This is a genomic window from Streptomyces hyaluromycini (assembly GCF_002217755.1).
Classification (GTDB): domain Bacteria; phylum Actinomycetota; class Actinomycetes; order Streptomycetales; family Streptomycetaceae; genus Streptomyces; species Streptomyces hyaluromycini.
Genome location: NZ_BCFL01000018.1, coordinates 594,780 through 619,728 on the forward strand (window position 1 = coordinate 594,780; position 24,949 = coordinate 619,728).

Consider the following 24,949-nt stretch of genomic DNA (forward strand, 5'->3'; position numbering starts at 1 on the left):
CCAGACGGAGACCACGGGTCGGCACATCCGGGCACCGACGACCCACGTGGACCGTCCCGCCGGGCGGCGAACAGGACTCGCCGTGCCCTCGGCGAACTACCGTGCCCTGCTGCGTACCCCCGGGGCCGCGGCCTTCTTCCTGCCGGCGTCGCTCGGACGCGTCGGCGTCGCGATGACCGGCCTGAGCATCGTCTGGCTCGTACACGCCCGCACCGGCACCTTCACCGCGGCCGGCCTGGTCGGCGGGTGCTTCGCGCTGGCCGAAGCGCTCGGAGCGCCGCAAGCGGCCCGGCTCGTCGACCGGTTCGGGCAGACCAGGGTCCTGCCGCCCGTACTGCTCGCGCACGCCCTCGCGGTGGCCCTCCTGGTGTCGCTCGTCGCCGCCGGCGCCCCCGACGCCCTGCTGGCCCTGGGCGGTGCGCTGGCCGGCGCCGGCGTTCCCCAGCTCGGCGCGCTGTCCGCGGCCCGCTGGTCGGCGCTGCTGCGCACCGGCCGGGCGGCGGAGCTGCCCACCGCCTTCGCGCTGGAGTCCGTCGCCAACGAGGCGGGCTACCTCCTGGGCCCGGTGCTGGTCAGCGCCCTCGCCGCGGCCGGACATCCGGTGGCCGGCACGATGCTGGCCACCTCCCTGTCGGTGGCCGGAGGGCTGGTCCTCGCGGCACAGCGCGGCAGCGCACCCCCGCCTGCGGCCGGCGGCCCCGCACCCGCCCGCGAGGACCGGTCGCTGCTGCGCGGCGAGGTCCTCCTGCTGATGGGGCTCAATCTCGCCATCGGGGTGTTCTTCGGCGCCATGCAGGTGGCGGTGCCCGCCTTCGTCGTGGCGCACGGCGCGCCGGGCGCCGCGACCCCGGTCTTCGCCGTCACCGGCTGCAGCGGACTGCTGGCCGGATGGCTGTACGGGCTGCGCCGGTGGCGTGCCGCACCCCGGATACAGCTGACGACGGCGAGCGGTGTGCTGACCCTCGGCACCCTGCTGATGCTCATGGTCGGCTCGCCGTTCGGGCTCGGACTGGTCGTGGTACTGACCGGTGCCACGGTCCCGGTCCTCCTGGTGCTCTTCTCCGTGCTCGCCCAGTCGACCGTGCACCGGTCCGTCCTGACCCAGGCGTTCTCCTGGCTGGGCTCCGCGAGCGCGGCGGGCTCGGCCGCGGCTGCGGCGGTCTCCGGCCGGGCGGTCGACGCACTCGGGCCGCACGGCGGCTTCGCGGTCACCGCCGCGGCCGCCGCCGCACTCACCCTCCAGAGCCTCGTCGGGCTGCGTCTGCTGCACCCGGCGAAGGGGCGGTCGGGGCGGCAGGGAGGTGCCAGCGGACCTCGCCGTCGTGCCGTATGCCGGTGGGGACCAGGCCGGCGGCCCTGGCGACCGCGGCGGAGGCGTGGTGGTCGGGGTGGATGTGGGCGATGACGGTGGCCGCGGGGCCGCGGGTGAGCCGGTCGACCAGGCCGCGGGCGGCCTCGGTGGCGATGCCCCGGCCCTGCCAGGGGGTGCCCACCACCCAGGCGATCTCGGCGACCGGGCCCCGGACCGTCGCCTGGACGTAACCCGTCAGGCAGGACTCCGCGCGCAGCCGGATCACCCAGTTCAGCCAGGTGACGGCCGGGTCGCCGGAGCCCGCGGTGATGCGCCGGTAGCGCGAGCGCAGGGTCTCGGCGGGGTCCGGGGTGCCGCCGGTGAAGGTGTGCAGGGCCGGGTCGGACAGCACCGCGGCCATCTCCTCGGCGTGCTCGACGCGCAGCGGCAGCAGGTCGAGCCGCCCGGTGCGGATGGCCTGCGCCGCGAACGGGCTCATGCCCCGCACGGTACGCCCCTCGTGCCGCCGAGCAGTCGGCGGGCCGGGCGCGCCGCCGGTAGTCCGGCAAAGCCGCCGATGGGCCAGGCATGCCGACGGTTCTCCGGCAAAGCCGCCGGTAGGCCGGGGGGCCGCCGGTGGGCCGGGGGGGGCCGCCGGTGGGCCGGGGGGGCCGCCGGTGGGCCGGGGGGGGCCGCCGGTAGGCCGGGGGGCCGCCGGTAGGCCGGGGGGCCGCCGGTAGGCCGGGGGGCCGCCGGTAGGCCGGGGGGCCGCCGGTAGGCCAGGCATGCCGACGGTTGTCCGGCAAAGCCGCCGGTAGGCCGGGCGGGCCGCCGATGGGCCGGGCGAGCCGCCGATGGGCCGGGCGAGCCGACGGTGGGATGTCGGTGGGCTGTCGGCGGGTGTCGGTGGGCTGTCGGTGGTTTGTCGGTGGGGCCTGGCACGGTTCTTCCCATGACGCGAATCGACAACAACGCCGTGTCCGTACGGGGGCTGGTGAAGCACTACGGCGACACCAAGGCACTCGACGGAGTTGATCTGGACGTCCGCCAGGGCACCGTGATGGGCGTGCTCGGTCCGAACGGGGCCGGCAAGACCACCCTGGTGCGGATCCTGTCCACCCTGCTGAAGCCCGATGCGGGAGAGGCGACCGTCGCCGGGTACGACGTGCTGCGCCAGCCCCGCCAGCTGCGCCGGGTGATCGGACTGACCGGGCAGTACGCCTCCGTGGACGAGAAGCTGCCGGGCTGGGAGAACCTGTACATGATCGGGCGGCTGCTCGACCTGCCGCGGAAGGACGCGCGGGCCCGGGCCGACGAACTGCTGGAGCGGTTCTCGCTCACCGAGGCCGCGAAGCGGCCGGCGAGCACGTACTCCGGCGGCATGCGGCGCCGGCTGGACCTGGCCGCCTCGATGATCGGGCGCCCCCAGGTGCTGTTCCTGGACGAGCCGACCACCGGTCTCGACCCGCGCACCCGCAACGAGGTGTGGGCCGAGGTCAAGGCCATGGTCGGCGACGGGGTGACCGTGCTGCTGACCACCCAGTACATGGAGGAGGCCGAGCAGCTCGCCTCCGAGCTGACCGTCGTGGACCGCGGGAAGGTCATCGCGAACGGCAGGGTGGAGGAGCTGAAGGCGAAGGTCGGCGGACGGACGCTGCGGGTGCGGCCCGTGGATCCGCTGCAGGTCCGGCCGCTCGCCGACATGATCGACGAACTCGGGATCACCGGGCTCGCCGGTACCACCGTGGACGGCGAGAACGGCACGCTGCTGGTGCCGATCCTCAGCGACGAGCAGCTGACCGCCGTGGTCGGCGCCGTCACCGCCCGCGGTATCACCATCAGCTCCATCAGCACCGAACTGCCCAGCCTGGACGAGGTGTTCCTGTCCCTCACCGGCCACCGCGCCAGTGCCCCGCAGGACGCCCGGTCCGCCGACGACCGTCAGGAGGTCGCCGTATGAGCGCCGCCACCACCACCCCGGCCGCCGACGCCCGTATCCCGCTGCGCGGGCACCTGCGGCACACCGGAGCCCTGGTCCGCCGCAACCTGCTGTGGATCCGGCAGGACCCGGAGTCGATGTTCGACGCGCTGCTGATGCCGGTCGTCTTCACGCTGCTGTTCGTGTACGTCTTCGGCGGCTCGATCGGGCAGGCGCTCGGCGGCGGTCAGGACGGGTACGTCCAGTACGTCATCCCGGGCATGATCGCGATGATGAGCATGACGCTCTCGCAGGGCGTCGGCACCGGGTTCAGCCAGGACTTCAACTCCGGTGTGATGGACCGGTTCCGGTCGCTGCCGATCGGGCGCGGCTCGGTGCTGTTCGCGAAGATCTCGGTGGAGCTGGTGCGGATGCTGTTCGCGACCGCCGTGCTGATGATCGTCGCCGTGCTCGTCGGGTTCCACATCAACCACTGGGGCGGGCTGTTCGCCGCCGTGGGCCTGTCCGCGGTGTTCGCCTCCTCGATCATGTGGGTGTTCCTCACCCTGGGCGTGATCCTGAAGAACGCCCAGTCCGTGCAGGCCATGGGGTTCCTGGTGCTGTTCCCGCTGCAGTTCGGCTCGTCGATCTTCGCGCCGACGAAGTCGATGCCGGGCTGGCTGCAGGCCTTCACCGACTACAACCCGCTGTCCACGCTCGCCGACGCCGCGCGCGGCCTGATGGTCGGCGGCCCGGTCGCCCACGACCTGTGGATCACGCTGGGCTGGTCGGTGGGGATCACGGCGATCGCGGCACCGTACGCGATCCACAAGTTCCGTACGAAGAGCTGACGTTCACCGGGACACGTCAGATCAGGGCGGTGGCCTCCGCGCGGGAGAGGCCACCGCCCTCGGCGTACGCCGACTCGTAGGCCCGGTCGTCGTCGAGGGCGGCCCGCACCCGGGCCTCGGACCGGTCGCGTGCCGTGCGCTCCAGGCCGACCTGGACGTGGCCGGGCGGCACCAGGGCGTCGGCGGCGCCCAGGCAGCGGGCGGCGTCCCCGGCGCGCACGCCCCCGTCCAGGCCGGCCAGGGCGACCGCGGCGACGGTCAGGCAGACGGACGGCAGATGCGGGGTGATGGCCTCGCTCAGCGGGTCGGCGGCGAGCCGCAGCGCGTCCCGCAGCCTGGCCAGGGCCTCCGCGTGGAGGCCGTCGAGGGCGTCCACCCAGGCCTCCTGGGTGAGGATCAGGGCGTCGAAGACGACGAAGTGGGAGATCTTGAACTCGCTGCGCAGCAGCCGGACCTGCTCGCGGGCCTCCGGGATGCGGCCGCTGACCAGGAGCCAGGTGGTGAGGAAGAGCCGGGCTGCGGGCATCGCCTCGTTGCTCAGGCTCTCGTTCTCGGCGACGACCTGGCGCAGCAGCCGTTCCCCGCGCTCAGTGTCGCCCGACTCGATCAGCACGCTGCCGAGGCGGGCGTTGAGCACGGCGGTCTGGGCGCGGGCGCCGAGCCGGCCGACCCGCTCGATGGCGGCCTCGTAGTCGACGGCCGCCGCCAGGTAGTCGCCCCTGCGCTCCCGGGACTCGGCGCGCCCGGAGAACGCCTCGGCGGTGCCCCAGTCGTCCCCGAGGCGCCGGAAGATCTCCAGGGCCTCGTCGGCGTCCCGGGTGGCGTCGCCCGCCCAGGCCGCGCGGTTGGCGAGCAGGTTGGCGCGCATGGCGAGGCTCCCGGCCAGCTCCCACTCGTAGCCGGGCGTCTCGCGGCAGGTGCGGACACCGGCGTCGAGGATCTCGCGCAGCCGGTCCATGCCGCCGGTCAGCATCACGGCGAAGAACCAGAACATGCCAGGAGCCCGGCAGGTCTGCGGCATGCCGGGCTCGTAGACCTCGGTGACCGCGCGCAGCTTCGCCTGGGCCTCGGGCGTCTGCCAGACGTCCAGCTCGGTGTCCATACAGGCCAGATGGGCCAGGTGCACGCCGCGCCGGGCCTCGGTGAGGAGCTCTCCGGTGTACGGCGGCGGGGTGTCGGTGCAGCGCTGCCACACCGGTTCGGCCCGGCGCAGCGGCGGGGCGAACGGGTCGGGGCCGAGGGCTATGACGTCGGCGCACCAGGCGCGGGTCTCGATGCGCTGGTCGTGCATCTGCCAGTACCAGAACAGGGAGTGGAGCAGGCAGAGCGCCTCGTGCTCGTCCCGTACCGCGACGGCGTGCCGCAGCGCGGTACGCAGGTTCTCGTACTCCAGCCGGAGCCGTGCGATGGCGGCCCGCTGGCCGGGGCCGCGCAGCAACGGATCGGTGGTGCGGGCGAGTTCGCGGTAGTACGTCAGATGGGCGCGCTCGGCCGCGGCGCGCTCGCCGCTCTCGTCGAGGCGCTCGGCGGCGTACTCGGCGACGGTCTCCAGGAGCCGGTAGCGCATCCCGCCGTCCTCGGCCTCGCCCGAAGGGGCCGCCACGACCAGGGACTTGTCGACCAGGGAGCCGAGCGCGTCGAGGGCGGCGGGGCCGCAGACGGCCTCGGCGGCGGCCAGGTCGCAGCCGCCCGCGAAGAGGGAGAGACGGCCGAGGACGTCGCGTTCGCCGGCGTCGAGCAGGTCCCAGGACCAGTCGACGACCGCGCGCAGGGTCTGCTGGCGGGGCAGCACGGTACGGCTGCCGGAGGTGAGGAGGCGGAAGCGGTCGTCGAGCCGGTCGGCTATCTGGCGCGGGGTCAGCACCCGCAGCCGGGCCGCGGCCAGTTCGATGGCGAGGGGCAGGCCGTCCAGGCGGCGGCAGATCTCGGCGCACGCGGCCGCGGTCTCGTCGTCGACCGTGAAGCCGGGGCGGGCCGCTGCGCCCCGGTCGGCGAGCAGCCGCAGCGCCACCGGCTCGGGCAGCGGCTCCACCGGGCGCAGCAACTCCCCCGGTACGCCGAGGGGTTCGCGGCTGGTGGCGAGGATCGTCAGGTCCGGGCAGCGCTCCAGGAGCCGGGCCGCCAGGTCGGCCGCCGCGTCGACGACGTGCTCGCAGTTGTCGAGGACGAGCACCATCCGGCGCCGGGCGCAGTGCTCGACGAGCCGCTCGACCGGGTCGTCGTGCCGGTCGGCGGCGGCCCGCATGGCCTCGGCGCCGCCGCCGTACAGCACGGCCTGGCGGGCGCCGAGCGCGCTGAGCACGGCTTCGGGGACGTCGGCCGGGTCGTCGACGGGGGCCAGCTCGGCCAGCCAGACGCCGTCCCGGGCGGCGTACCGCACTGTTTCGGCGGCCTCCTGCGACAGCCGGGTCTTGCCGGCCCCGCCGGGCCCGAGCAGGGTGACCAGCCGGGCGGCGGCGAGGTCGCCCCGGATGGTCTCGATGTCGGCCTCGCGCCCGACGAAGGAGGTGAGCCGGGCGCGCAGGTTGCCGGGCCGGGACGGTGCGTCCGCCGTGGGCGCCGGGTCGAGGAGCTCGGCGTGCAGGGCGCGCAGTTCGGGCCCGGGGTCGGAGCCGAGGCGGTCGGCGAGGAGGTGCCGTACGTCGTCGTAGGCGGCGAGTGCCTCGGCGGTGCGGCCGGTGCTGTGCAGGGCGCGCAGGCGCAGGGTCTGGAGGGGCTCGTCGAGGGGGTGGGCGTCGCACAGGGCGGTGAGCTCGGGCAGGGACTGCTCGGCCTGGCCGAGGGCGAGGGCGGCGGTGTGCCGGGCGCGCAGGGCGTCCAGGCGGCGGACGTCGACGCGGGCCGCCTCGGCGGTGCGGTCGGGCAGGTCGGCCAGGGCCGGGCCGTGCCACAGGGCGAGGGCGTCGTCGAGGGCGGTGGCCGCCTTGGCGGGGTCGCTGTCGGCGAGGGCGCGCAGGCCCTCGCCGGTGAGCCGCTCGAAGCGGTGCAGGTCGACGTCGTCGGGGGCGGCGGCGAGCCGGTAGCCGCCGTCGGCGGACTCGATCGCGGCCGCGCCGAGCGCCCTGCGCAGCCGGCCGACCAGGGCCTGGAGCGCGCCGGTGGCGTCGGCGGGCGGTTCGTCGCCCCACACCTCGTCGACGAGCAGTCCGGCGGGCACCCCGCGTCCGGCCCGCAGCGCGAGCACGGTCAGCAGGGCACGCAGCCGAGAACCGCCCACGGGGACGGCCGTGCCGTCGGGGCGGAGTACCTGGGTGGTGCCGAGGATCGTGTAGCGCACGGGGTCCATTGTCCCTGGGGACGTCAGGAGCGGTCACGGGGTTTCGAAGGCGGGGTGTCGAGGCGAGGTTTCGAAGGCGGGGTGTCGGGGCCCGTGCGGGGACGTCGGGCGGGCCCGCCCGGTGCCGTCAGGGGCGCAGGACGTGCACGGTGTCCGGGGCGTCCAGTGTGACGAGGGCACCGCAGGTGCGGCGGACCCGCCGCAGGCCGTCCACCGTGCCGAGGTCCACCTCCCCGAACCACCGGGGGCAGTTGTCGACGGGCTCCAGCGTGACGCTTCCGGGCACCGCTTCCAGGCCGCGTCCCGTGCCCCGGAGCACGACTCCCGCCCCCTCCCCGTCACCCTCTCCCTCCCCTGGCACCACCGGCACCGGGTCGGTCCGGTGAAAGCGGTACTCCTCGTGGACCAGGACGACGGCATGGACACGGCCGGCGGTCGGGCGGTCGGGTCCGCCGTGGTTCTCCACCCAGGTCTCGGCGCCGTACCCGGTGTTCTCCCGCCGGGCCTCGGCCCCGTAGGCGACCAGGTTCCAGGCCACCTCGTCGCCGACCGAGAACGGTGTGCCGCAGCACTCCATCTGCCAGTCCTCGTAGAACACCTTCAGCAGTCGCATGTCCCCACCCTCCAGGAACCGGACGGCGGTCGCGAGACGTTTTCCTCTGTGCCGAGAGGTATTTCCCCTGCACCCGAGGCGTTTTCGCCTCCCGCCAGGTACGGTCGGACCCGCGCCGACCACCCCAGTCCTCCAGGAGCCCCGCAGATGACCGCCACCACCACCCGCCCCAGTGACCGGCGGATCAGTCCCGTGTTCGTCGGGATCCTCGCCGTCACCGCGGTCACCGGGTGGGCCACCTGGTCCGGGTTCGCCGAGCAGCCCGGGGTCGCCGTGTTCCTGTTCGTGACGGCGGCCTGGATCGTCTCCCTGTGCCTGCACGAGTACGCGCACGCGCGCACCGCCCTGCACGGCGGGGACATCACGGTGGGCGAGAAGGGCTACCTGACCCTGAACCCGCTGAAGTACACGCACGCGCTGCTGAGCATCGTGCTCCCGGTGCTGTTCGTGATCATGGGCGGTATCGGTCTGCCGGGCGGCGCGGTCTTCATCGAGCGCAGCCGGATCCGGGGCCGCTGGCGGCACAGCCTGATCTCCGCCGCCGGTCCGCTGACGAACGTCCTGTTCGCCGCCGTCTGCACCGCCCCCTTCTGGCTGGACGCCCTGGACGGCGTCCCGCGCGACTTCCGTTTCGCGCTCGCCTTCCTCGCCCTGCTCCAGGTCACGGCCGCGATCCTGAACTTTCTGCCGGTGCCGGGCCTGGACGGCTACGGCGTGATCGAGCCCTGGCTGTCGTACAACATCAAGCGCCAGGTGGAGCCGTTCGCCCCGTTCGGTCTGCTCTTCGTGTTCGCGCTGCTGTGGGTGCCGTCGATCAACAGCGCGTTCTTCGACGTGATCGACGCGCTGCTGCGCCACCTGGGCGTCGGAGACCTGGACCAGTACTGCGGTCAGCAGCTCTACCGCTTCTGGCAGGGGTCGGACGGGTTCTGCTCGATCAGCCAGTAGCGGCGGGGGTCAGGCCGACAGCGGGAACTCCTCGCCCAGTGCCCGGAACACCGCCGTGTTGAGGGCGAACGCCCGCTTGCACTCGGTCACGATGCGCTGCTTCTCCAGGTCGTCGGCGTTCACCGCGTCCAGCTGTTCGCGGTAACCGCGCTTGAAGGCGGCCGGGTTGGCGATCTCCTCGAAGACGTAGAAGCGGACGCCGTCGCCCTTGCGCTCGAAACCCCAGGTCCGCTCCGCCCGGTCGCGGATGATCTGGCCGCCGGAGAGGTCGCCGAGGTAGCGGGTGTAGTGGTGGGCGAGGTAGCCGCCCGGCCATCCCTCGGCGCACTCCCGCACCCGCGCCGCGTACTCCTCGGTCGCCGGCAGCGCCGTGCACCCTGTCCGCCACCCGGGCCCGCGCAGGTGCGCCAGGTCCCGCTCCAGCGCCGCCAGCCGGAACAGCTCGGGCCGCACGAACGGCCCGGCCACCGGGTCCGACGCCAGCCGCCCGGCCGCGCCCTCCAGCGCCTCGTACACGAACCACAGCTGCTCGGTGTAGCGGGCGTACGCCTCCACACCGAGCCGGCCGCCCAGCAGGTCGCTCATGAACGTCGAGGTCTCCGCCGCCACGTGCTGCTCGTGGGACGCGGTGCGGATGAGTGTCGAGAAGGAGTTCATGGGCAACATCCTCCAAGGTAAGGCTTACCTAAGTCAATGCTCTTGCCGACGCTTCGTCGGTAAAGTTACCGACACTCTGTCGGCAAAAGCGTACCGGAAAAAAGGCCCGCCCTCCGAGGGGAGGACGGGCCCGGTCGACCAGGGGTCAGTGGTCAGTGGTCAGTGGTCAGGGAAGCGTGAGGATGTCCGCGCCGATGTCGGTCACCACCAGCGTGTGCTCGAACTGCGCGGTCCGCCTGCGGTCCTTGGTGACGACGGTCCAGCCGTCGTCCCACATGTCGTACTCGTACGTCCCGAGCGTGAGCATCGGCTCGATCGTGAAGGTCATCCCCGGGTGCATCACGGTCGTCGCGTGCGGGCTGTCGTAGTGCGGGATGATCAGGCCGGAGTGGAACGACGAGCTGATGCCGTGTCCGGTGAAGTCCCGGACCACCCCGTAGCCGAAGCGCTTGGCGTACGACTCGATGACCCGTCCGATGATGTTGATCTGCCGGCCCGGCCGGACCGCCCTGATCGCCCGGTCGAGGGACTCCCGGGTCCGCTCGACAAGGAGCTGGCTCTCGTCATCGACCTCTCCGACCAGGTAGGTCGCGTTGTTGTCGCCGTGCACCCCGCCGATGTACGCCGTCACGTCCAGGTTGACGATGTCTCCGTCCTGGAGCACCGTCGAGTCCGGAATGCCGTGGCAGATGACCTCGTTGACGCTTGTGCACAGGGACTTGGGGAAGCCGCGGTAGCCGAGGGTGGACGGGTAGGCCCCGTGGTCGCACATGTACGTGTGCGCCACCTTGTCGAGCTCGTCCGTCGTCACACCCGGCGCGATGATCTTCGCGGCCTCCTCCATCGCCTGGGCGGCGATACGGCCGGCGATGCGCATCGCCTCGATGGTCTCCGGGGTCTGCACCTCCGGCCCGGTGTACGGCGTCGGCGCGGGTTTGCCGACGTACTCGGGGCGGCGGATGTTTCCGGGTACCGAACGGGTGGGAGAGAGCTCCCCTGGTACGAGCAGCGACTGGCCAGACATGCCAGCGAGTCTAACCAGCGGGCATGGGGGAACATGTGGAAGGTGAAAGGAGCCGGTCATGGCCCTGTTCAAGAAGCGGACCGTCGCAAAGGCGGGCGAGTGGTACTACTGCCTGCAGCACCAGAAGGTCGAGGAGGGCCCGGAGTGCCCCGCCAAAGACCGGTTCGGCCCTTACGCCACCCGTGAGGAGGCGGAGCACGCGATGGAGATCGCGCGGGAGCGCAACCTCCAGTGGGAGAACGATCCGCGCTGGCACGACGCACCGGCGGGTGACTCCTCCGACGAGGGCTGACGACGGGGGCTGATCAGAGCTGGGTGGGGGCGGCGGCCTCGGTCGCGCCCCGAGTGCGTCGGGCGCGCAGCCGTACGGCGTGTTCGTCGGTCTGCGCGTCGTACGACATCAGGGCGGGCAGGCACAGGGCCAGCAGGCCCACCGCGCCGGTGCACAGCAGGCCGCCCGCGCCGACGGACGCCCGCACGCCGAGCCATCCGGCCATGCCGCCGGCCCGGACCTGACCGAGGGTCGGACCCACGGAGTAGGAGAGCAGTTCGATCCCGGCGAGGCGGCCGCGCAGCTCGTCGGGGATCGTCTGGTTCCACATCGCGGACCGGAAGATCCCGCTGACCATGTCGCAGCCGCCGGCGACCGCGAGGAAGAACAGCACCAGCCACACGTTCGCCACGGCACCGGCGGCGGCGATCGCCAGGCCCCACAGGGCGGCCGCCAGCACCACCATCCGCCCGTGCCGGCGCACCCGCGAGGTCCAGCCGCTGACCAGACTCACGAGGAGCGACCCGGCCGGGATGCTCGCGTACATCAGGCCGAGCGACCAGTCCGCGTCCAACTCGTCCGCCAGGAACGGGAGTACGGCGAGCGGCATCGCCAGGAACATCGCGGCGAGGTCGACGGCGTAGGTGCCGAGGAGTTCCTTGCGGTTCCAGGCGTAGCGGGCGCCCTCGGCGACGGAGCGGAGGGAGGGCCCGGCGGCCTCGTGGGACGCGGGCGACGGGGCGATGGGGAGGATGAGGACGACGGAGACGACGAAGGTGACGAGGTCGGCGCCGTACGCCCAGCCGAGGCCCGCGTAGGCCACGACCAGGCCGGCGACGGCGGGGCCCGCGACGCCGCCGACCGTCCAGCGGAAGGAGTTGAGGGCCGCCGCGGCCGGGAGGTCGTCGTGGGCGACGATCCGCGGCCAGAGGGAGTCGAGGGCGGGGCGCTGCACCGACACCAGGGCGGAGGAGAGCGCGGCGACGGCGTACAGCGGCCATACGGCCGGGTGCGGCAGCAGCGCGTTGACGAGCAGCCCCGCGCTGAGCAGCCCCAGACCGGCCTCGGTCCGGACGATCAGCGCACGCTTGTCGAGGGCGTCGGCGAGGGCACCGCCGTACAGCCCGAACAGGACGAGCGGAAGCAGTTCGACGGCGCCGACGGCTCCTACGGCGGCCGCGGAACCGGTGAGGTCCTTGATCTGCACCGGGAGCGCGACGAACGTCAGGAAACTCCCGAAGTTGCTGATCAGACCGGAGAACCACAGCCGCCGGAAGTCGACGGAGGCCTTCCAGGGGGCGAGGTCGGGCAGGAGGCGGCTCACGCTGGGCCATGCTGAACGCTGCGCTCGGCGGCAGCAAACACTTTTCGCCCGGGTGCGGGCAGGTGGGGGCTGGTCGCGCAGTTCCCCGCGCCCCTTCAGGGCGCGTTGGTGCAGCGCCCCTTCAGGGGCGCGGGGAACTGCGCGAGCAACCATTACGCGCCCGCAGCCGACATCCGTGGCCGCGGGCCCGAGGCTCCCTGCCCTTCCGCGGTGCTGCCGAAGGCAGTTGGCTGAGCGAGTCGGGTGGGTGGGTGGGCAATCACCAGGGGGTCGGGGGCGGGGCCATCACTGTTTCCGCCAGCCTTGCGAGGCGGTCGCGGAAGCGGCGGCGCCCCCGTGGGGAGGGACCGTTCTCGCCCGTCGCCGCGCTGACCAGGTGCTGGACCGTGTCCAGGTCCAGTTCCGCGGCCTCGGGGACGGTGAGGGTCTCGTGGGCCATGGCGGTGAGCGCGTCGTCGGCGGAGGAGGAGAGGGCCAGGACCGTCACGCCGGCGCGGCGGGCCGTGTGGATCCGCTCCAGCAGGGCGTCCGAGTCCCCTGGCGCCACCACCAGCAGCGTCTCGCCGCGGCGGGCCGTCTCGATGCGGCCGGGGCCGACCGCGAGGTGCGCCGGGTCGGTGGGGCGGGCGTCGTGCCGTACCAGGGTCGGCGCCAGTTCCGGCGTACCGGACCACGCCGCCTCGTCCACCAGGTGCGCGGCGAGGTGCCAGGGCTCGTAGTCCGGGGTGCCGAGGAGGAGCAGTCCGCCGCCGTGGGTCACCACCGACCCCCGAAGGGCCCCCGCGAATCTCCGCGTCGCGTTCAACCACTCGGTCCCGGCGAGCACTTCGCGCAACAACGCGACCCGTACGGCGTCCATGCCCCCGCATACTGCCGTAATCGGACACTCGTGACGCGGAGTTCACTCCGAATTCGCCCGAACCGGGGAGAAGGCGGCCCATGAGCGACGTAGAAGCAAGCATTCCCTTTCGCGCGGGCAAAGAGGGTTACGCCAGTTTCCGGATCCCGGCGGTGGTGGTCTCCGGGGCGGGCACCGTGCTCGCCTTCTGCGAGGGGAGAGTCGACTCCGCCGCCGACCACGGACACATCGACGTCGTGGTGAAGAGGTCCGGGGACGGGGGGCGTACCTGGGGAGCGCTCCAGGTCGCCGCGAGCAACGGCACCGACCTCGCCGGGAACCCCGCCCCCGTCGTCCTCGACACCGGCCGCATCCTGCTCGTGCACGTCCGCAGCGCCGCCTCCGCCACCGAGGACGCCATCCTGCGCGGCCAGGTGCCGGACGCCGACGGGCGCCGGGTGTGGGTGCAGCACAGTGACGACGACGGGGTGACGTGGTCAGCGCCCAAGGAGATCACCAAGTCGGTGAAGAAGGCCGGGTGGCGGTGGTACGCCACCACGCCCGGGCACGCCCTCCAGCTGCGCTCGGGCCGGGTCGTCGTGGCCGCCAACCACACCCTGCCGCCGACCGGGACGGACAACGGCACCGAGGGCAAGTACAACAGCGGGCACTGCCTGCTCAGCGACGACCACGGGGAGACCTGGTACCTCGGCTACCTCGACGAGAACACCAACGGGTACATCAACGTCAACGAGACCACCGCCGCCGAACTGCCCGACGGGCGCGTCTACTTCAACACGCGCAACGACTCGCCGGCGCCCGGCAGCCGGGCCGACGCCCACTCGGCGGACGGCGGGCGCACGCTCGTGAAGCCCTTCCGGCCGCAGGCCGGGCTCACCGCCCCCGTCTGCGAGGCCAGCGTGCTCCAACTCCGCGATCCGGACCTGCTGCTGTACTCCGGGCCGGGCGATCCGGCGGCCCGGGCCCTGATGACGATCCGCGCCTCCGTCGACGGCGGTACCACCTGGCGGCCGGCGTACACGGTCGACGGACTGCCCGCCGCCTACTCCGACCTGACCCGGATCGACGCGGCCACCGTCGGACTCCTGTACGAGACCGGGGACTTCAGCGCCTATTCGACGATCACCTTCCGCCGGGTGCCCGTGAACCGGCTCACCTGACCGAACCTGGCCGGGTACGGCCGTCGGCCCGGACGTAGAGTCGGCCCATGACCTCTACCGACAGTGCACAGCAGCCGACGGCCGAGAAGGCCCCCGCCAAGGATCCCTGGGACCTGCCCGACGTCTCCGGTCTGGTCGTGGGGGTGCTCGGCGGCACCGGCCCGCAGGGCAAGGGCCTCGCCTACCGGCTGGCCCGGGCCGGCCAGAAGGTGATCATCGGCTCCCGGGCCGCCGAGCGCGCGCAGGCCGCCGCCGACGAGCTCGGTCACGGTGTCGAGGGCGCCGACAACGCCGAGTGCGCGCGCCGCAGCGACCTCGTGATCGTCGCCGTACCGTGGGACGGGCACGGCAAGACGCTGGAGTCACTGCGCGAGGAACTGGCCGGCAAGCTGGTCGTGGACTGCGTCAATCCGCTCGGCTTCGACAAGCAGGGCGCCTACGCGCTCAAGCCGGAGGAGGGCAGTGCGGCGGAGCAGGCCGCGGCGCTGCTGCCGGACTCACGGGTCACGGCCGCCTTCCACCACCTCTCCGCCGTGCTCCTCCAGGACCCGGAGATCGAGGAGATCGACACCGATGTGATGGTGCTCGGCGAGGTGCGGGCCGACGTGGAGACCGTGCAGGCGCTGGCCGGGCGCATCCCCGGGATGCGCGGCGTCTTCGCGGGGCGGCTGCGCAACGCCCACCAGGTGGAGTCCCTGGTCGCGAACCTGATCTCGGTCAACCGCCGCTACAAGGCACACGCCGGGCTCCGCGTCACGGACGTCTGAGCGGATGGGGGACACTGGTGGGCGGCCACGAGTGTCCCCGACCGCCCCGACCGATCCGAAAGCGACTGCCCCTATGCCCCGCCTCGCCGTGTACGCCCTCGTCGTCTGCGTCCTCGCCGTCGCCGCCGCCGTCGTCTCCTTCGTCCAGGGCAGCTGGGCGATCGGCGTCGTCTGGGTGCTGCTGACAGGCCTGTCGTCGAACATGACCTGGTACTACGTGCGGCGCGGCCGCCAGGAGAAGTCGGTCATCGGCTGATCAGCAACTGATCACCAGCGGTCGGCCCGCGGCTGCTTCTCCTCGCCCTCCAGGAGGACCCGCCCGCCGATCTCCACCCAGCCGTACGGCTGGGGTGCGGTCAGGATCTGCGAGCCCCTGCCCTGGGTGATGTTCAGGGCCCGGCCCAGCTCCGCGGTGAGCAGCAGCGCCGCCGCACCGGTCGCCTCGTCCTCGTCGATGCCGTCGTCGCGGCCGGGGAAGGCGCGGGCGCGGACCCGCCCGGCCGACTCGTCCTCCCACGCCCAGGCGTAGACCCACTCCCCCGGCGGCGGCACCGGCAGCGCGTCGACCTCGGCGGCCTTGGCGTACTGGCGCAGGGTGCGCGGCGGGGCCCACTCGGGGAGCGCCTCGATCCAGCTGAACTCCCCGTCCAGCCGGGCGCCCACCACACCGGCCGGGGTGACCAGTTCGGGCACGTCCAGCAGCCAGGCCGTGCCGACGCAGGGGTGGCCGGCGAACGGCAGGCGCAGGGTGGGGGTGTAGATGTCGATGGCCCCGCGCTCGGGGTCGTCCACGAACACGGTCTCGCTGAACCCGAGTTTCGCCGCCAGCGCCTGCCGGTCCTCCCGGTCGGGCAGTACGGAGCCGTCGCGGACGACCCCGAGTTCGTTGCCGTACCCGCCGTTCGCCGCGCAGAAGACACGCAGCACGTCGTAATCAGTCACTCCGGCATTGAAGCATTCGCGGGGACGGCCGGTGCGTCCCGCCGGGGAGGGGCCATGAGCACGGCCCGCTCGCACACACAGCACACCACTTGACTTTCCCTTTACCATCCCTTGGTGTTTGTTTTTGGTCGTCGATATCAAGCCGTGTCTGTGATCTTTCTGTGGCCGGTGAATCACCACCCGGACGGGTATGAGTGAGGTAAGCCTCGGGTAAGTTAGGGCAGCCTCACCACACCATCCTCGCTTGGAGCCTGCATGCGTGCCGTCCGACTCACCGTCACCGCCGCCGCCACCGTGGCCGCCTTGACCGCCCTCTCGGCCTGCACGGCGAAGAGCGACGCCAAGGGCGACGACGCGATCCAGGTCACCGCCGCCGACTCCAAGTGCGAGACGTCGACGAAGTCGGTCCCGGCGGGACACGTCACGCTCGCCATCGAGAACAAGGGCTCCAAGGCCACCGAGGTCGAGATCCTCTTCCCGGACGACCGGATCGTCTCGGAGAAGGAGAACATCGGCCCGGGGACGAAGTACACGCTGACCGCCGAGGTGAAGGCGGGGTCGTACGAAATAGCCTGCCGGCCCGGGATGAAGGGGCACGGCGTGCGGCAGAAGCTGACCGTCACCGGCGGAACGGTCGCCAAGCGCGACCCGAAGCTGGACGCAGCCGTCGCCGCCTACCGCGAGTACGCGCAGGAGCAGGCCGACGCGACGATCCCGAAGGTCGAGACGTTCGTCAACGCCGTCAAGGCGGGGAACATCGACGCCGCCAAGGACGCCTACGCCCCCTCCCGGGTCGGCTGGGAGACCACCGAGCCGATCGCCGAGTCGTTCGGGGACATCGACCCCAAGACCGACACCCGCGTCAACGACCTGGAGAAGGGCCAGAAGTGGACCGGCTGGCACGCGCTGGAGAAGGCGCTGTGGGTGGACAAGAAGGCCGGCGCCGAGCAGCAGGCCCTCGCCGATGAGCTGCTCGCCGATCTGAAGGACTGGCAGAAGCGGGTGGGCAAGGCCGAGATCACCCCGACCTCCATGGCCAACGGCGCCAAGGAACTCCTCGACGAGGTGGCCACCGGCAAGGTCACCGGCGAGGAGGACCGCTACTCGCACACCGACCTGAGCGACTTCAAGGCCAACGTCGACGGCGCGCAGAAGGCGTACGAGCTGCTCAAGCCGGTCGCCCAGAAGAACGACGCGGCGCTCACCGGCGAACTCGACAAGCAGTTCGCCGCGTTGGACGCGCTCCTCGACAAGTACCGCACGGACAAGACGTCCGACGGCTTCGTCTCGTACGACACGGTCACCGAGACGCAGCGCAAGGAGCTGTCGGACGCGGTCAACGCCCTCGCGGAGCCGCTGTCCAAGCTCGCCGCGGCCGTGGTCAAGTAGGGGGCGGGGAATGAGCGAGAAAGTCAATCCGTCGCGTCGGGCGCTGATCGGGTGGGGCGGGGCCGGGCTGGCGCTCGGGGCCGCCGTGGCCGGGGGCGCGGTGGCGATGGCCGAGGCCGGCGACGACGTCGACCCGGTCGCCGCCGACACCGGTGCCGCCGTGCCGTTCCACGGCGCCCACCAGGCCGGGATCGCCACGCCCGTCCAGGACCGGCTGCACTTCGCCGCGTTCGACGTGAAGACCGGCGACCGGGCCGAGTTCGTACAGCTGCTGAAGGACTGGACGGCCGCGGCCCGGCGGATGACCGCGGGCCAGGCGGTCGGCGAGGGCGCGTACGGCGGGCTGGCCGAGGCGCCGCCGGACGACACCGGTGAGGCCCTCGGGCTCAAGCCGTCCCGGCTGACGCTGACGATCGGCTTCGGGCCGTCGTTCTTCGAGAAGTTCGGGCTCGGCGGGCAGCGGCCGGCCGCGCTCGTCGATCTGCCCGGGTTCCCCGGCGACAACCTCGACTCGTCCCGCACCGGCGGCGATCTGTGCATCCAGGCCTGCGCCGACGATCCGCAGGTCGCCGTGCACGCCATCCGCAACCTCGCCCGGATCGGTTTCGGCAAGGTCGCCGTCCGGTGGTCCCAGCTCGGCTTCGGGAAGACCTCGTCGACGACCCCGGACGCGCAGACGCCCCGCAATCTCATGGGGTTCAAGGACGGCACCCGGAACATCGCGGGGACCGAGACCGACCGCCTGAAGAAGTTCGTGTGGGCCGGGGACGGGGACGGGTCGGACTGGATGAGCGGGGGGTCGTATCTCGTCGCGCGGCGGATCCGGATGAACATCGAGACCTGGGACCGGACTTCGCTCCAGGAGCAGGAGGACGTCTTCGGGCGGGACAAGGGCGAGGGTGCCCCGGTCGGCAAGGCCAAGGAGCGCGACGAGCCGTTCCTGAAGGCCATGAAGCCCGATGCCCATGTGCGGCTCGCGCACCCGGACTCCAACAACGGGATCACCATCCTGCGCCGGGGCTACTCCTTCACCGACGGGACGGACGGGCTCGGGCGGCTCGACGCCGGGCTGTTCTTCCTGGCCTACATGCGTGACGTCCGCAAGGGGTTCATCCCCCTCCAGCGCAAGCTGTCCGCGTCCGACGCGCTCAACGAGTACATCCAGCACGTGGGTTCGGCGGTCTTCGCCGTCCCGCCCGGCGTCCGGGACAAGGACGACTGGTGGGGCCGGACGCTGTTCTCCGAATCCTCCGAGGGGGCGTGATCCGTGTTCTCCAACTACCTGATCGGACTGCGGGAAGGCCTTGAGGCGTCGCTCGTCGTCTGCATCCTCATCGCCTATCTGGTCAAGACCGGGCGCACGGACGCCCTGAAGCCGATCTGGATCGGCATCGCGGTGGCGGTGCTGATCGCCATGGGCTTCGGGTGCGCGCTCGAATTCGGTTCCCAGGAGCTGACGTTCCAGGCGCAGGAGGCGCTCGGCGGGTCGCTGTCGATCGTCGCGGTGGGCCTGGTGACGTGGATGGTGTTCTGGATGCGGCGCACCGCCCGGCACCTGAAGGCGGAGCTGCACGGCAAGCTGGACGCGGCCCTCGCGATGGGCACGGGTGCGCTGGTCGCCACCGCCTTCCTCGCCGTGGGCCGGGAGGGCCTTGAGACCGCGCTGTTCGTGTGGGCTTCCGTGCACGCGGCCAGCGACGGCACCCCGCGTCCCCTGATCGGCGTGGCGCTCGGCCTGGCCAGCGCCGTGTTCCTCGGCTGGCTGTTCTACCGGGGTGCCCTGCGGATCAACCTGGCCAAGTTCTTCACCTGGACCGGCGGCATGCTGGTCGTGGTCGCGGCGGGCGTCCTGGCCTACGGCTTCCACGACCTCCAGGAGGCCGACTGGGTCCCGGGCCTGACCAACCAGGCCTTCGACATCAGCGGCACCATCCCGCCGGACAGCTGGTACGGGACGCTGCTGAAGGGCGTCTTCAACTTCCAGCCGGACCCGACCGTGCTCCAGGTCACGGTGTGGCTGCTGTACCTGGTCCCGACACTCGCGCTCTTCTTCGCCCCGGTAGGGTTCGGCTCCGGGAAGGGGAAGGTGAAGGCACCTGATGGCACGGCACCTGATGACGCACCTGGCGACCAGGGATCGCGGTCCGCTACGGCGCCGCAGGCTCCGCAGGCGTGATCGGAACGCGCTCATAGCGGTCTCGCTGACCGCCATGTCGCTTTCGGCGAGCGGCTGCGTGGTGGTGCACGGGGAGCGCGAGGTGCTCCCCGCCACCACCCGCGCCGAGGCCGCCAAGGCACTGCGGCAGTTCACGGACGCCTACAACAAGGCCGACAAGGACTACGACAGCTCCCTGGACGCGGACTACACGACCGGCGCCCTCGCCGACATCGACTCCGCGCGCCTGAAGGCCGGGCACGCCAACAGCCCGGACGGCAACTCCGGCCACTCGCCGCTGGAGTTCGACGACGTCACGTACACCATCCCGAAGAAGGCCGGCTGGCCGCGCTGGTTCGTCGCGAACGCGCACGGCAACAAGGGCGGCGACGAACGCTGGCTGCTGGTCTTCACCCGCAACAGCCTCTCCGAGCCGTTCCAGGTGGCGTATCTGACGCTGGTCGCGCCGGACGCGGTACCGAAGTTCACCACCGACAAGGACGGCTGGGCCGAGGCCGTACCGGCGAACAGCGCCCAACTGGCCGCCTCCCCCGGCGACTTGAGCCAGGACTACGCCACGTACCTGAAGAGCGGCGGCACCGTCTTCGCGGACGGCGCGCACACCAGCGGCTGGCGCACGGACCGCAAGAAGTCGACCAAGCCGGGGCTCGCCACCCAGTACATCGACGAGCCGCTGACCAACGGCGACTACGCGCCGCTCGCGCTGCGGACCGCCGACGGCGGGGCGATGGTGTTCTTCACCACCCGCTACTACGCCAAGCAGACCGCGGCCGCCGGCACCTCCGTGCCGACACCGAACCAGGACGTCAAGGCGCTCACCAAGGGCGAGATCAAGCAGTCGCTGACGATGCAGTTCGTCTCCAACCAGGTCGCACTGGACCCGGCGGGCACCGGAAAGGTCTCGGTCCTCGGGCGCATCCAGGGCCTGACTTCGGCACAGGGTTCCTGAACAGCGCCCCGAAGGGGCGCGGGGCCGTATCCGACATGCGGCTACCGCCGCGTGGGCGCGACCAGCCCCCACGGCGCAGCAGCCGACCGACGACCCGACCCGGCGCTTCCAGCGCGGAGCGCTCAGCGCCGGAGGGGCCAGGCGGCGCCCACCTGGTCGGCCTCTTCGCCCGCGTACCGGGCGCACGCGTCGGTGAGGATCTCCAGCAGGCTCAGCGGGTCGGGGAGCGCGTGCTCGGGGCCCCGTACCCAGTGCACCCGGCGGTCGTCGTCGCCGGGCAGCCGGGCGGGCGGTACGAGGACGTAGGAGCCCCGGCAGTGCCAGCGCAGGCCCGGGTGCTCGTCCATGGTCTCGGGGTGGCAGTCCAGTTCGCAGGGCCACCACTCGTCCTCGTCCTCGGGGGTGCCGCGGGTGAGGGTGAAGAAGAGCATGCGTCCGTCGTCGCTCTCGGCGACGGGACCGACCTCGACGCCGTTCGCGAGCAGGCGTTCCAGCGCCTGCCGGCCGGCCTCCAGGGGCACGTCCAGGACGTCGTGGGTCATGCCGGTCGCGGTGATGAAGTTGGCCTGCGGCTGGTGCCGGGCCCAGCGCTCGATCTGGGCGCGGTCGGTGGTGGACTGCGTCTGCCACGCGAACGACACCGGGTGCCGGGCCGGGGTGGGACAGCCGACGCGGTCGCAGGAGCAGCCGTAGCCGGGGGCGGGGTGTGCGGCGGGGGCCAGCGGGAGGCCCGCCGCGGCGGCGGCGAGCAGCAGGTCCGCACGGCCTGCGTCGCCGGCGGCGGCCGCCTCCTTCGGGCGTCGTCCGCGGAGCCACCGGGAGAGTCTGCCCTGCCGTCCGCTCGGGCCGCCGATCGTCGCGCTCATCTATCGCCTCGCCTCGCTGTGGTTCGGCCAGGATGCCTTATGGGGCCAACTGGGTGCGAAGGGGGGTACGAGGGGCGAGAGTGACTCACAAGGGTGAGAGGGCATTACGAAGGTTAGATGCACCCCGAAAGCGATAGGGGGTTATGGATGTTAGATGGGTTCACCCGGGGGGTTCACTCGGTTCGCTCCTGGGTGCCGAAGGGCGGCCAGGCGTCCCCCCAGTCCGCGTCCCGGGCCGCCTTGTACAGGTCGCCGTGGCGTTTGGTGACCGTCGTGCGGCGGAGCTGCTCGTCGGTCTCGCACAGGTCGAGCAGGACCTGGCCCTTGCGGATCTGGGGGCGCCGGACCACCCGGGCCGGTGCCGGGGCGGGCGGGAAGCGGGTGGCGGCCACGTAGCTGAACTTCTCGTCCTCGTAGGGCAGTGATCCGCCCTTGACCTGGCGGTGCAGGGAGGAGCGGCTGACCCGGGCGGAGAAGTGGCACCAGTCCGTGCCGGGGACGATCGGGCAGCCGGCGCTGTGCGGGCAGGGCGCGGCGATGTGGAAGCCGGCGGCGATCAGGCGGTCCCGGGCCTCGATGATCCGGGCGTAGCCGGCGGGCGTGCCGGCCTCGACGAGGACGACGGCCTGCGCGGCGGCCGCGGCGGCGTCGACGAGGGCGGTGCGGCCGGCCTCGTCGAGCTCGTTGAGGACGTACGACACCGTGACCAGATCAGTGCTCTCGATGGTGAGCGCCGCTCCGATCCGAGAGCGCTGCCACGATGCCTCCCGCAGGGCCGGGTTCGCCGCGGCGATCTCCCGGCCGAGGGCCAGCGCCGGCTCGGCCCAGTCGAGGACCGTCACCGGCCGTGCGCCCTCCCAGGTGTCGGTCACCGCCCAGGTCGCCGCGCCCGTCCCGCCGCCGACGTCCACATGGCTGCCGGGCACCCATCCCTCCGGCACCGCGTCGGCGAACGCCGCCAGCGCGGACCGTACCGCCTCGAAGGTCGCCGGCATCCGGTACGCCGCGTACGCCACCACGTCCGCCCGGTCCCGCAGGATCGGCGCGTCGGTGGGGGTGGCCCCGCGGTAGTTGGCGATCAGCCGCTCGACGGCTCCGGCGGCCTGCTTCGGGGGCAGACCGTCGAGGAGGCCGGAGAGGGTGGCGCGGAGCAGGTCGGCCGGCGGGGTGGGGTGGGTGGGGTGACTCACCCGGCGATTGTATGGACAGCCCTGGCAAGGCGGGTCGCCGCGGCCGCCCGCGGAGCGCTGTCGCCGGGGCGGCGGCGCGGATGCACCGTGTTGGCGAGCAGCACCAGGAACGTGTCCGTCGCCCGGTCCAGCACCAGGCTCGTCCCGGTGAAGCCGGTATGGCCCGCCGCGCCGTGTCCCGCCAGCTCGCCCATGAACCACGGCTGGTCCACCAGGAAGCCCAGGCCCGGCGGGGCCAGCAGCAGGTCCACGAAGTCGGGGCCGAGGATGCGTGCGGGGCCGTACGAACCGCCCGAGAGCAGCGCGCGGCAGAAGATCGCCAGGTCCCCGGCGGTGGAGAAGAGACCGGCGTGCCCCGCCACCCCGCCCAGCGCCCAGGCGTTCTCGTCGTGCACGACGCCCCGCAGCATCCCCCGGTCCGCCTTGGCCCACGGCCGCCGCTGGTCCTCGGTGGCCGCCGCCCCCGGGCACGGACCGAAGTCGGTGGCGGTCATGCCGAGCGGACGGGTGATGCCGTCGCGGACGAGGACGTCGAGGGGCCGGCCGGTGATCCGTTCCAGGACGTGCTGGAGGAGGAGCAGGTTGAGGTCCGAGTAGCGGTAGGCGCCGGGTGCGCTGCTCGGGACCTCCGCGCGCAGCAGGTCGAGGCGGGCCGCGTCGTCGGGGCAGTCGTACAGCGGGAGCTCGGGGCGCAGGCCGGAGGTGTGGGTGAGGAGCTGGCGGACGGTGATGCCGTGCGCGGCGGCCCCGTGGAAGTCGGGGAGGTAGGCGCCGACGCGGGCGTCGATGCCGAGGGTGCCGCGCTCCAGCTGCTGTACGGCGGCGACCGCGGTGAACAGCTTGGTGAGGGAGGCGAGGTCGAAGGGCGTGCCGACGGTCGCCGGGACCCGGGCGGCGGGCAGGAGTTCGACACCGGCGTCGGTCGCGGGGTCGTACGCGGAGCAGCGCACGGCCCAGCCGGCCGCCTCCTGTGCGGCGATCACGGGTCCGCGTCCGGCGACCACGACGGCCCCGGCCGCCCAGGGCCGCTCACCGGCGGTGAGGCCGCGCACCTCGCGGACGAGGTGTCTGAGTTCCGCGGGGTCGAGACCGGCCCGTTCCGGTGTGTCGACGCGCAGTCTCGGTGCGCTCAGTTCTCCTCCCCCTTTCTCGACTTCGCACGGGCGTTCCCACGTGCTGCCCAGGGACGGCACATTCCCACGAAGCAGGCCAGCGCCACCAGTGTCCCCGCCAGTTGGACGATCGCCATGGGCACGGCGGTTCTCTCCCCGGCGATCCCGACCAGCGGCGAGGCGATCGCGCCGACGAGGAACGAGGAGGTCCCGAGCAGCGCGGACGCGGACCCGGCGGCGTGCCGGGTGCGCAGCAGGGCGAGGGACTGGGCGTTGGGGAGGGTGAGGCCCATCGCGGACATCAGGACGAAGAGGGCGGCGGCGACCGGGGCGAGGCCGACCGGGCCGAAGGCCCCGGCCGACATGAGGAGCAGCGCCGTCGCGGCGAGCACGGTCACGACCAGGCCCGCGCCCAGCACCTTGTCCAGGCTGACCCGGCCGACCAGCACCTTCCCGTTCACCTGCCCGGCGATCACCAGGCCGACCGAGTTGAGGCCGAAGAGGAGGGAGAAGGTCTGCGGGGAGGCGCCATAGATTTCTTGAATTACGAAGGGCGAGGCAGCGATGTATGCGAACAGCGCGGCGAAGGCGAAGCCGCCCGCGAGCATGTAGCCGGTGAAGGGGAGGTCGGCGAGGAGGGCGCGCATGGCGCGGACGGCGCCGGCCGCTCCCCCGGCGTGCCGGGCGGCCGGCGGCAGGGTCTCCGGGAGCCGCACCCAGACCAGCGCGGCGAGCAGCGCTCCGACGACCGTGAGGACGACGAAGACGCCCCGCCAGTCCGTCACCCGCAGGATCTGCCCGCCGATCAGCGGGGCGACGACCGGGGCGACCCCGGAGACCAGCATCAGGGTGGAGAAGAAGCGGGCCATGGCGACCCCGTCGTAGAGGTCGCGTACGACGGCTCGCGCGATGACGATGCCGGCCGCGCCCGCGAGGCCCTGGGCGAGGCGGAAGGCGACCAGGGTCTCGACGTTCGGCGCGACGGCGCACAGGGCGGTGGCGACCACGTAGACGGCGAGGCCGGTCAGCAGCGGGCGGCGGCGGCCCCAGCGGTCGCTCATCGGCCCGACGACCAGCTGGCCCAGGGCCATGCCGGCGAGGCAGGCGGTGAGGGTGAGCTGGACGGTCGCGGCGGGGGCGCCGAGGGAGCGGGTGACCTCCGGCAGGGAGGGGAGGTACATGTCCATCGCCAGCGGGGGCGTCGCGGTGAGCCCGCCGAGGACCAGGACCAGCAGGAAGCCGGTACGGCGGGCGGCGGGGACGGCGCGGGCGGCCGAGGCGGCGGTGCGGCGCGGCGCGGGTACGGCGGTGTCCTGGGCGTCCGGTGTCGGCGGCGCCGGCTGCTCGGGCATGTGTCCCCCGTCT

23 protein-coding genes and 1 pseudogene are annotated in these 24,949 nt (G+C 72.7%); 12 read left to right on the forward strand and 12 right to left on the reverse strand.

Features of this window, described 5'->3' with window-relative positions; translation table 11 throughout:
- Positions 1 to 172: 172 nt before the first annotated feature.
- A pseudogene (locus SSP29_RS59725) lies at positions 173 to 1,075 on the forward strand (MFS transporter); the annotation flags it as partial.
- 157 nt (positions 1,076 to 1,232) lie between these two features.
- Here the strand turns inward: SSP29_RS59725 and SSP29_RS59730 are convergent.
- Positions 1,233 to 1,790, reverse strand: a complete 558-nt coding sequence (locus tag SSP29_RS59730; RefSeq protein ID WP_089101269.1) for a GNAT family N-acetyltransferase — start codon at positions 1,788 to 1,790, stop codon at positions 1,233 to 1,235.
- Positions 1,791 to 2,243: 453 nt separating this feature from the next.
- On the opposite strand from SSP29_RS59730, the gene SSP29_RS15815 reads away from it, so the two are divergent.
- Positions 2,244 to 3,251, forward strand: coding sequence for an ATP-binding cassette domain-containing protein (locus SSP29_RS15815; RefSeq protein ID WP_150134254.1), 1,008 nt, complete (start codon positions 2,244 to 2,246; stop codon positions 3,249 to 3,251).
- Positions 3,248 to 4,060, forward strand: coding sequence for an ABC transporter permease (locus SSP29_RS15820; protein WP_089101271.1), 813 nt, complete (start codon positions 3,248 to 3,250; stop codon positions 4,058 to 4,060). The genes SSP29_RS15815 and SSP29_RS15820 overlap by 4 nt, the downstream gene beginning before the upstream one ends.
- Before the next feature lie 16 nt (positions 4,061 to 4,076).
- Here the strand turns inward: SSP29_RS15820 and SSP29_RS15825 are convergent, their stop codons facing one another.
- Together SSP29_RS15825 and SSP29_RS15830 are read right to left on the reverse strand one after the other, a co-directional pair.
- A complete protein-coding gene (locus SSP29_RS15825; protein ID WP_089101272.1) occupies positions 4,077 to 7,346 on the reverse strand; it encodes an AfsR/SARP family transcriptional regulator in 3,270 nt (1,089 codons plus the stop codon).
- Between the two features lie 118 nt (positions 7,347 to 7,464).
- Positions 7,465 to 7,950 (reverse strand): DUF6578 domain-containing protein, encoded by a 486-nt coding sequence (locus SSP29_RS15830; RefSeq protein ID WP_089101273.1) that lies wholly within the window; start codon positions 7,948 to 7,950, stop codon positions 7,465 to 7,467.
- A gap of 147 nt (positions 7,951 to 8,097) precedes the next feature.
- Here SSP29_RS15830 and SSP29_RS15835 point away from each other — a divergent pair, with 147 nt between their 5' ends.
- Complete coding sequence (locus SSP29_RS15835; protein WP_089101274.1) at positions 8,098 to 8,898, forward strand: site-2 protease family protein; 801 nt, start codon at positions 8,098 to 8,100, stop codon at positions 8,896 to 8,898.
- 9 nt (positions 8,899 to 8,907) lie between these two features.
- On the opposite strand, the gene SSP29_RS15840 is transcribed toward SSP29_RS15835, so the two are convergent.
- On the reverse strand, positions 8,908 to 9,555 hold the full coding sequence (locus tag SSP29_RS15840; protein ID WP_089101275.1) for a biliverdin-producing heme oxygenase: 648 nt from the start codon (positions 9,553 to 9,555) through the stop codon (positions 8,908 to 8,910).
- A gap of 166 nt (positions 9,556 to 9,721) precedes the next feature.
- Positions 9,722 to 10,579, reverse strand: coding sequence for a type I methionyl aminopeptidase (map, locus tag SSP29_RS15845; protein ID WP_089101276.1), 858 nt, complete (start codon positions 10,577 to 10,579; stop codon positions 9,722 to 9,724).
- Positions 10,580 to 10,637: 58 nt separating this feature from the next.
- Here map and SSP29_RS15850 point away from each other — a divergent pair, with 58 nt between their 5' ends.
- Positions 10,638 to 10,871, forward strand: coding sequence for a hypothetical protein (locus tag SSP29_RS15850; protein WP_089101277.1), 234 nt, complete (start codon positions 10,638 to 10,640; stop codon positions 10,869 to 10,871).
- A 13-nt stretch (positions 10,872 to 10,884) separates the two neighbouring features.
- Here SSP29_RS15850 and SSP29_RS15855 read toward each other — a convergent pair whose 3' ends face one another.
- Together SSP29_RS15855 and SSP29_RS15860 are read right to left on the reverse strand one after the other, a co-directional pair.
- A complete protein-coding gene (locus tag SSP29_RS15855; protein ID WP_245883105.1) occupies positions 10,885 to 12,174 on the reverse strand; it encodes an MFS transporter in 1,290 nt (429 codons plus the stop codon).
- Between the two features lie 259 nt (positions 12,175 to 12,433).
- Entirely contained in the window at positions 12,434 to 13,033 is a 600-nt protein-coding gene (locus tag SSP29_RS15860; protein ID WP_089101279.1) for a hypothetical protein, read from the reverse strand.
- Positions 13,034 to 13,113: 80 nt separating this feature from the next.
- Between SSP29_RS15860 and SSP29_RS15865 the strand changes: the two genes are divergently transcribed.
- From SSP29_RS15865 to SSP29_RS15875, 3 genes are read left to right on the forward strand one after another with little or no spacing between them, the layout of a single operon-like run.
- A complete protein-coding gene (locus SSP29_RS15865; RefSeq protein WP_089101280.1) occupies positions 13,114 to 14,193 on the forward strand; it encodes a sialidase family protein in 1,080 nt (359 codons plus the stop codon).
- 47 nt (positions 14,194 to 14,240) lie between these two features.
- Positions 14,241 to 14,960, forward strand: a complete 720-nt coding sequence (npdG, locus tag SSP29_RS15870; RefSeq protein WP_089101281.1) for an NADPH-dependent F420 reductase — start codon at positions 14,241 to 14,243, stop codon at positions 14,958 to 14,960.
- A gap of 4 nt (positions 14,961 to 14,964) precedes the next feature.
- A complete protein-coding gene (locus SSP29_RS15875; RefSeq protein WP_434094759.1) occupies positions 14,965 to 15,216 on the forward strand; it encodes a hypothetical protein in 252 nt (83 codons plus the stop codon).
- Between the two features lie 11 nt (positions 15,217 to 15,227).
- On the opposite strand, the gene SSP29_RS15880 is transcribed toward SSP29_RS15875, so the two are convergent.
- Positions 15,228 to 15,902, reverse strand: coding sequence for a PhzF family phenazine biosynthesis protein (locus tag SSP29_RS15880; RefSeq protein WP_089101283.1), 675 nt, complete (start codon positions 15,900 to 15,902; stop codon positions 15,228 to 15,230).
- Between the two features lie 255 nt (positions 15,903 to 16,157).
- Between SSP29_RS15880 and efeO the strand changes: the two genes are divergently transcribed.
- Genes efeO through SSP29_RS15900 form a run of 4 tightly spaced genes read left to right on the forward strand, consistent with a single transcriptional unit; the run spans position 16,158 to position 20,416 of the window.
- Entirely contained in the window at positions 16,158 to 17,291 is a 1,134-nt protein-coding gene (gene efeO / locus SSP29_RS15885; protein ID WP_089101284.1) for an iron uptake system protein EfeO, read from the forward strand.
- A gap of 10 nt (positions 17,292 to 17,301) precedes the next feature.
- Positions 17,302 to 18,555, forward strand: coding sequence for an iron uptake transporter deferrochelatase/peroxidase subunit (gene efeB, locus SSP29_RS15890; protein ID WP_089101285.1), 1,254 nt, complete (start codon positions 17,302 to 17,304; stop codon positions 18,553 to 18,555).
- Positions 18,556 to 18,558: 3 nt separating this feature from the next.
- A complete protein-coding gene (gene efeU, locus SSP29_RS15895) occupies positions 18,559 to 19,467 on the forward strand; it encodes an iron uptake transporter permease EfeU (protein ID WP_089101286.1) in 909 nt (302 codons plus the stop codon).
- Entirely contained in the window at positions 19,406 to 20,416 is a 1,011-nt protein-coding gene (locus SSP29_RS15900; RefSeq protein ID WP_089101632.1) for an SCO2278 family lipoprotein, read from the forward strand. The genes efeU and SSP29_RS15900 overlap by 62 nt, the downstream gene beginning before the upstream one ends.
- A gap of 122 nt (positions 20,417 to 20,538) precedes the next feature.
- Here the strand turns inward: SSP29_RS15900 and SSP29_RS15905 are convergent, their stop codons facing one another.
- The 4 genes from SSP29_RS15905 to SSP29_RS15920 form a co-directional block, all read right to left on the reverse strand.
- Positions 20,539 to 21,282: a bifunctional DNA primase/polymerase gene (locus SSP29_RS15905; RefSeq protein WP_089101287.1), complete on the reverse strand. Its 744-nt coding sequence runs from the start codon at positions 21,280 to 21,282 to the stop codon at positions 20,539 to 20,541.
- Positions 21,283 to 21,455: 173 nt separating this feature from the next.
- Positions 21,456 to 22,472, reverse strand: coding sequence for a small ribosomal subunit Rsm22 family protein (locus SSP29_RS15910; protein WP_089101288.1), 1,017 nt, complete (start codon positions 22,470 to 22,472; stop codon positions 21,456 to 21,458).
- Positions 22,469 to 23,665 carry a serine hydrolase domain-containing protein gene (locus SSP29_RS15915; RefSeq protein ID WP_089101289.1) on the reverse strand — a complete coding sequence of 399 codons (1,197 nt, stop codon included), beginning with the start codon at positions 23,663 to 23,665 and terminating at the stop codon, positions 22,469 to 22,471. Before SSP29_RS15915 ends, SSP29_RS15910 begins: the two co-directional genes overlap by 4 nt.
- A complete protein-coding gene (locus tag SSP29_RS15920) occupies positions 23,602 to 24,936 on the reverse strand; it encodes a multidrug effflux MFS transporter (RefSeq protein WP_089101290.1) in 1,335 nt (444 codons plus the stop codon). The genes SSP29_RS15915 and SSP29_RS15920 overlap by 64 nt, the downstream gene beginning before the upstream one ends.
- Between the last annotated feature and the right edge of the window lie 13 nt (positions 24,937 to 24,949).

What these genes read in the sequence shown, in the direction of transcription:
- SSP29_RS59730 (WP_089101269.1), bottom strand. Translation starts at nt 1,790, where the DNA reads ATGAGCCCGTTCGCGGCGCAGGCCATCCGCACCGGGCGGCTCGACCTG.
- SSP29_RS15815 (WP_150134254.1), top strand. Translation starts at nt 2,244, where the DNA reads ATGACGCGAATCGACAACAACGCCGTGTCCGTACGGGGGCTGGTGAAG.
- SSP29_RS15820 (WP_089101271.1), top strand. Translation starts at nt 3,248, where the DNA reads ATGAGCGCCGCCACCACCACCCCGGCCGCCGACGCCCGTATCCCGCTG.
- SSP29_RS15825 (WP_089101272.1), bottom strand. Translation starts at nt 7,346, where the DNA reads ATGGACCCCGTGCGCTACACGATCCTCGGCACCACCCAGGTACTCCGC.
- SSP29_RS15830 (WP_089101273.1), bottom strand. Translation starts at nt 7,950, where the DNA reads ATGCGACTGCTGAAGGTGTTCTACGAGGACTGGCAGATGGAGTGCTGC.
- SSP29_RS15835 (WP_089101274.1), top strand. Translation starts at nt 8,098, where the DNA reads ATGACCGCCACCACCACCCGCCCCAGTGACCGGCGGATCAGTCCCGTG.
- SSP29_RS15840 (WP_089101275.1), bottom strand. Translation starts at nt 9,555, where the DNA reads ATGAACTCCTTCTCGACACTCATCCGCACCGCGTCCCACGAGCAGCAC.
- map (WP_089101276.1), bottom strand. Translation starts at nt 10,579, where the DNA reads ATGTCTGGCCAGTCGCTGCTCGTACCAGGGGAGCTCTCTCCCACCCGT.
- SSP29_RS15850 (WP_089101277.1), top strand. Translation starts at nt 10,638, where the DNA reads ATGGCCCTGTTCAAGAAGCGGACCGTCGCAAAGGCGGGCGAGTGGTAC.
- SSP29_RS15860 (WP_089101279.1), bottom strand. Translation starts at nt 13,033, where the DNA reads ATGGACGCCGTACGGGTCGCGTTGTTGCGCGAAGTGCTCGCCGGGACC.
- SSP29_RS15865 (WP_089101280.1), top strand. Translation starts at nt 13,114, where the DNA reads ATGAGCGACGTAGAAGCAAGCATTCCCTTTCGCGCGGGCAAAGAGGGT.
- npdG (WP_089101281.1), top strand. Translation starts at nt 14,241, where the DNA reads ATGACCTCTACCGACAGTGCACAGCAGCCGACGGCCGAGAAGGCCCCC.
- SSP29_RS15875 (WP_434094759.1), top strand. Translation starts at nt 14,965, where the DNA reads ATGGGGGACACTGGTGGGCGGCCACGAGTGTCCCCGACCGCCCCGACC.
- efeO (WP_089101284.1), top strand. Translation starts at nt 16,158, where the DNA reads ATGCGTGCCGTCCGACTCACCGTCACCGCCGCCGCCACCGTGGCCGCC.
- efeB (WP_089101285.1), top strand. Translation starts at nt 17,302, where the DNA reads ATGAGCGAGAAAGTCAATCCGTCGCGTCGGGCGCTGATCGGGTGGGGC.
- SSP29_RS15900 (WP_089101632.1), top strand. Translation starts at nt 19,406, where the DNA reads ATGACGCACCTGGCGACCAGGGATCGCGGTCCGCTACGGCGCCGCAGG.
- SSP29_RS15905 (WP_089101287.1), bottom strand. Translation starts at nt 21,282, where the DNA reads ATGAGCGCGACGATCGGCGGCCCGAGCGGACGGCAGGGCAGACTCTCC.
- SSP29_RS15920 (WP_089101290.1), bottom strand. Translation starts at nt 24,936, where the DNA reads ATGCCCGAGCAGCCGGCGCCGCCGACACCGGACGCCCAGGACACCGCC.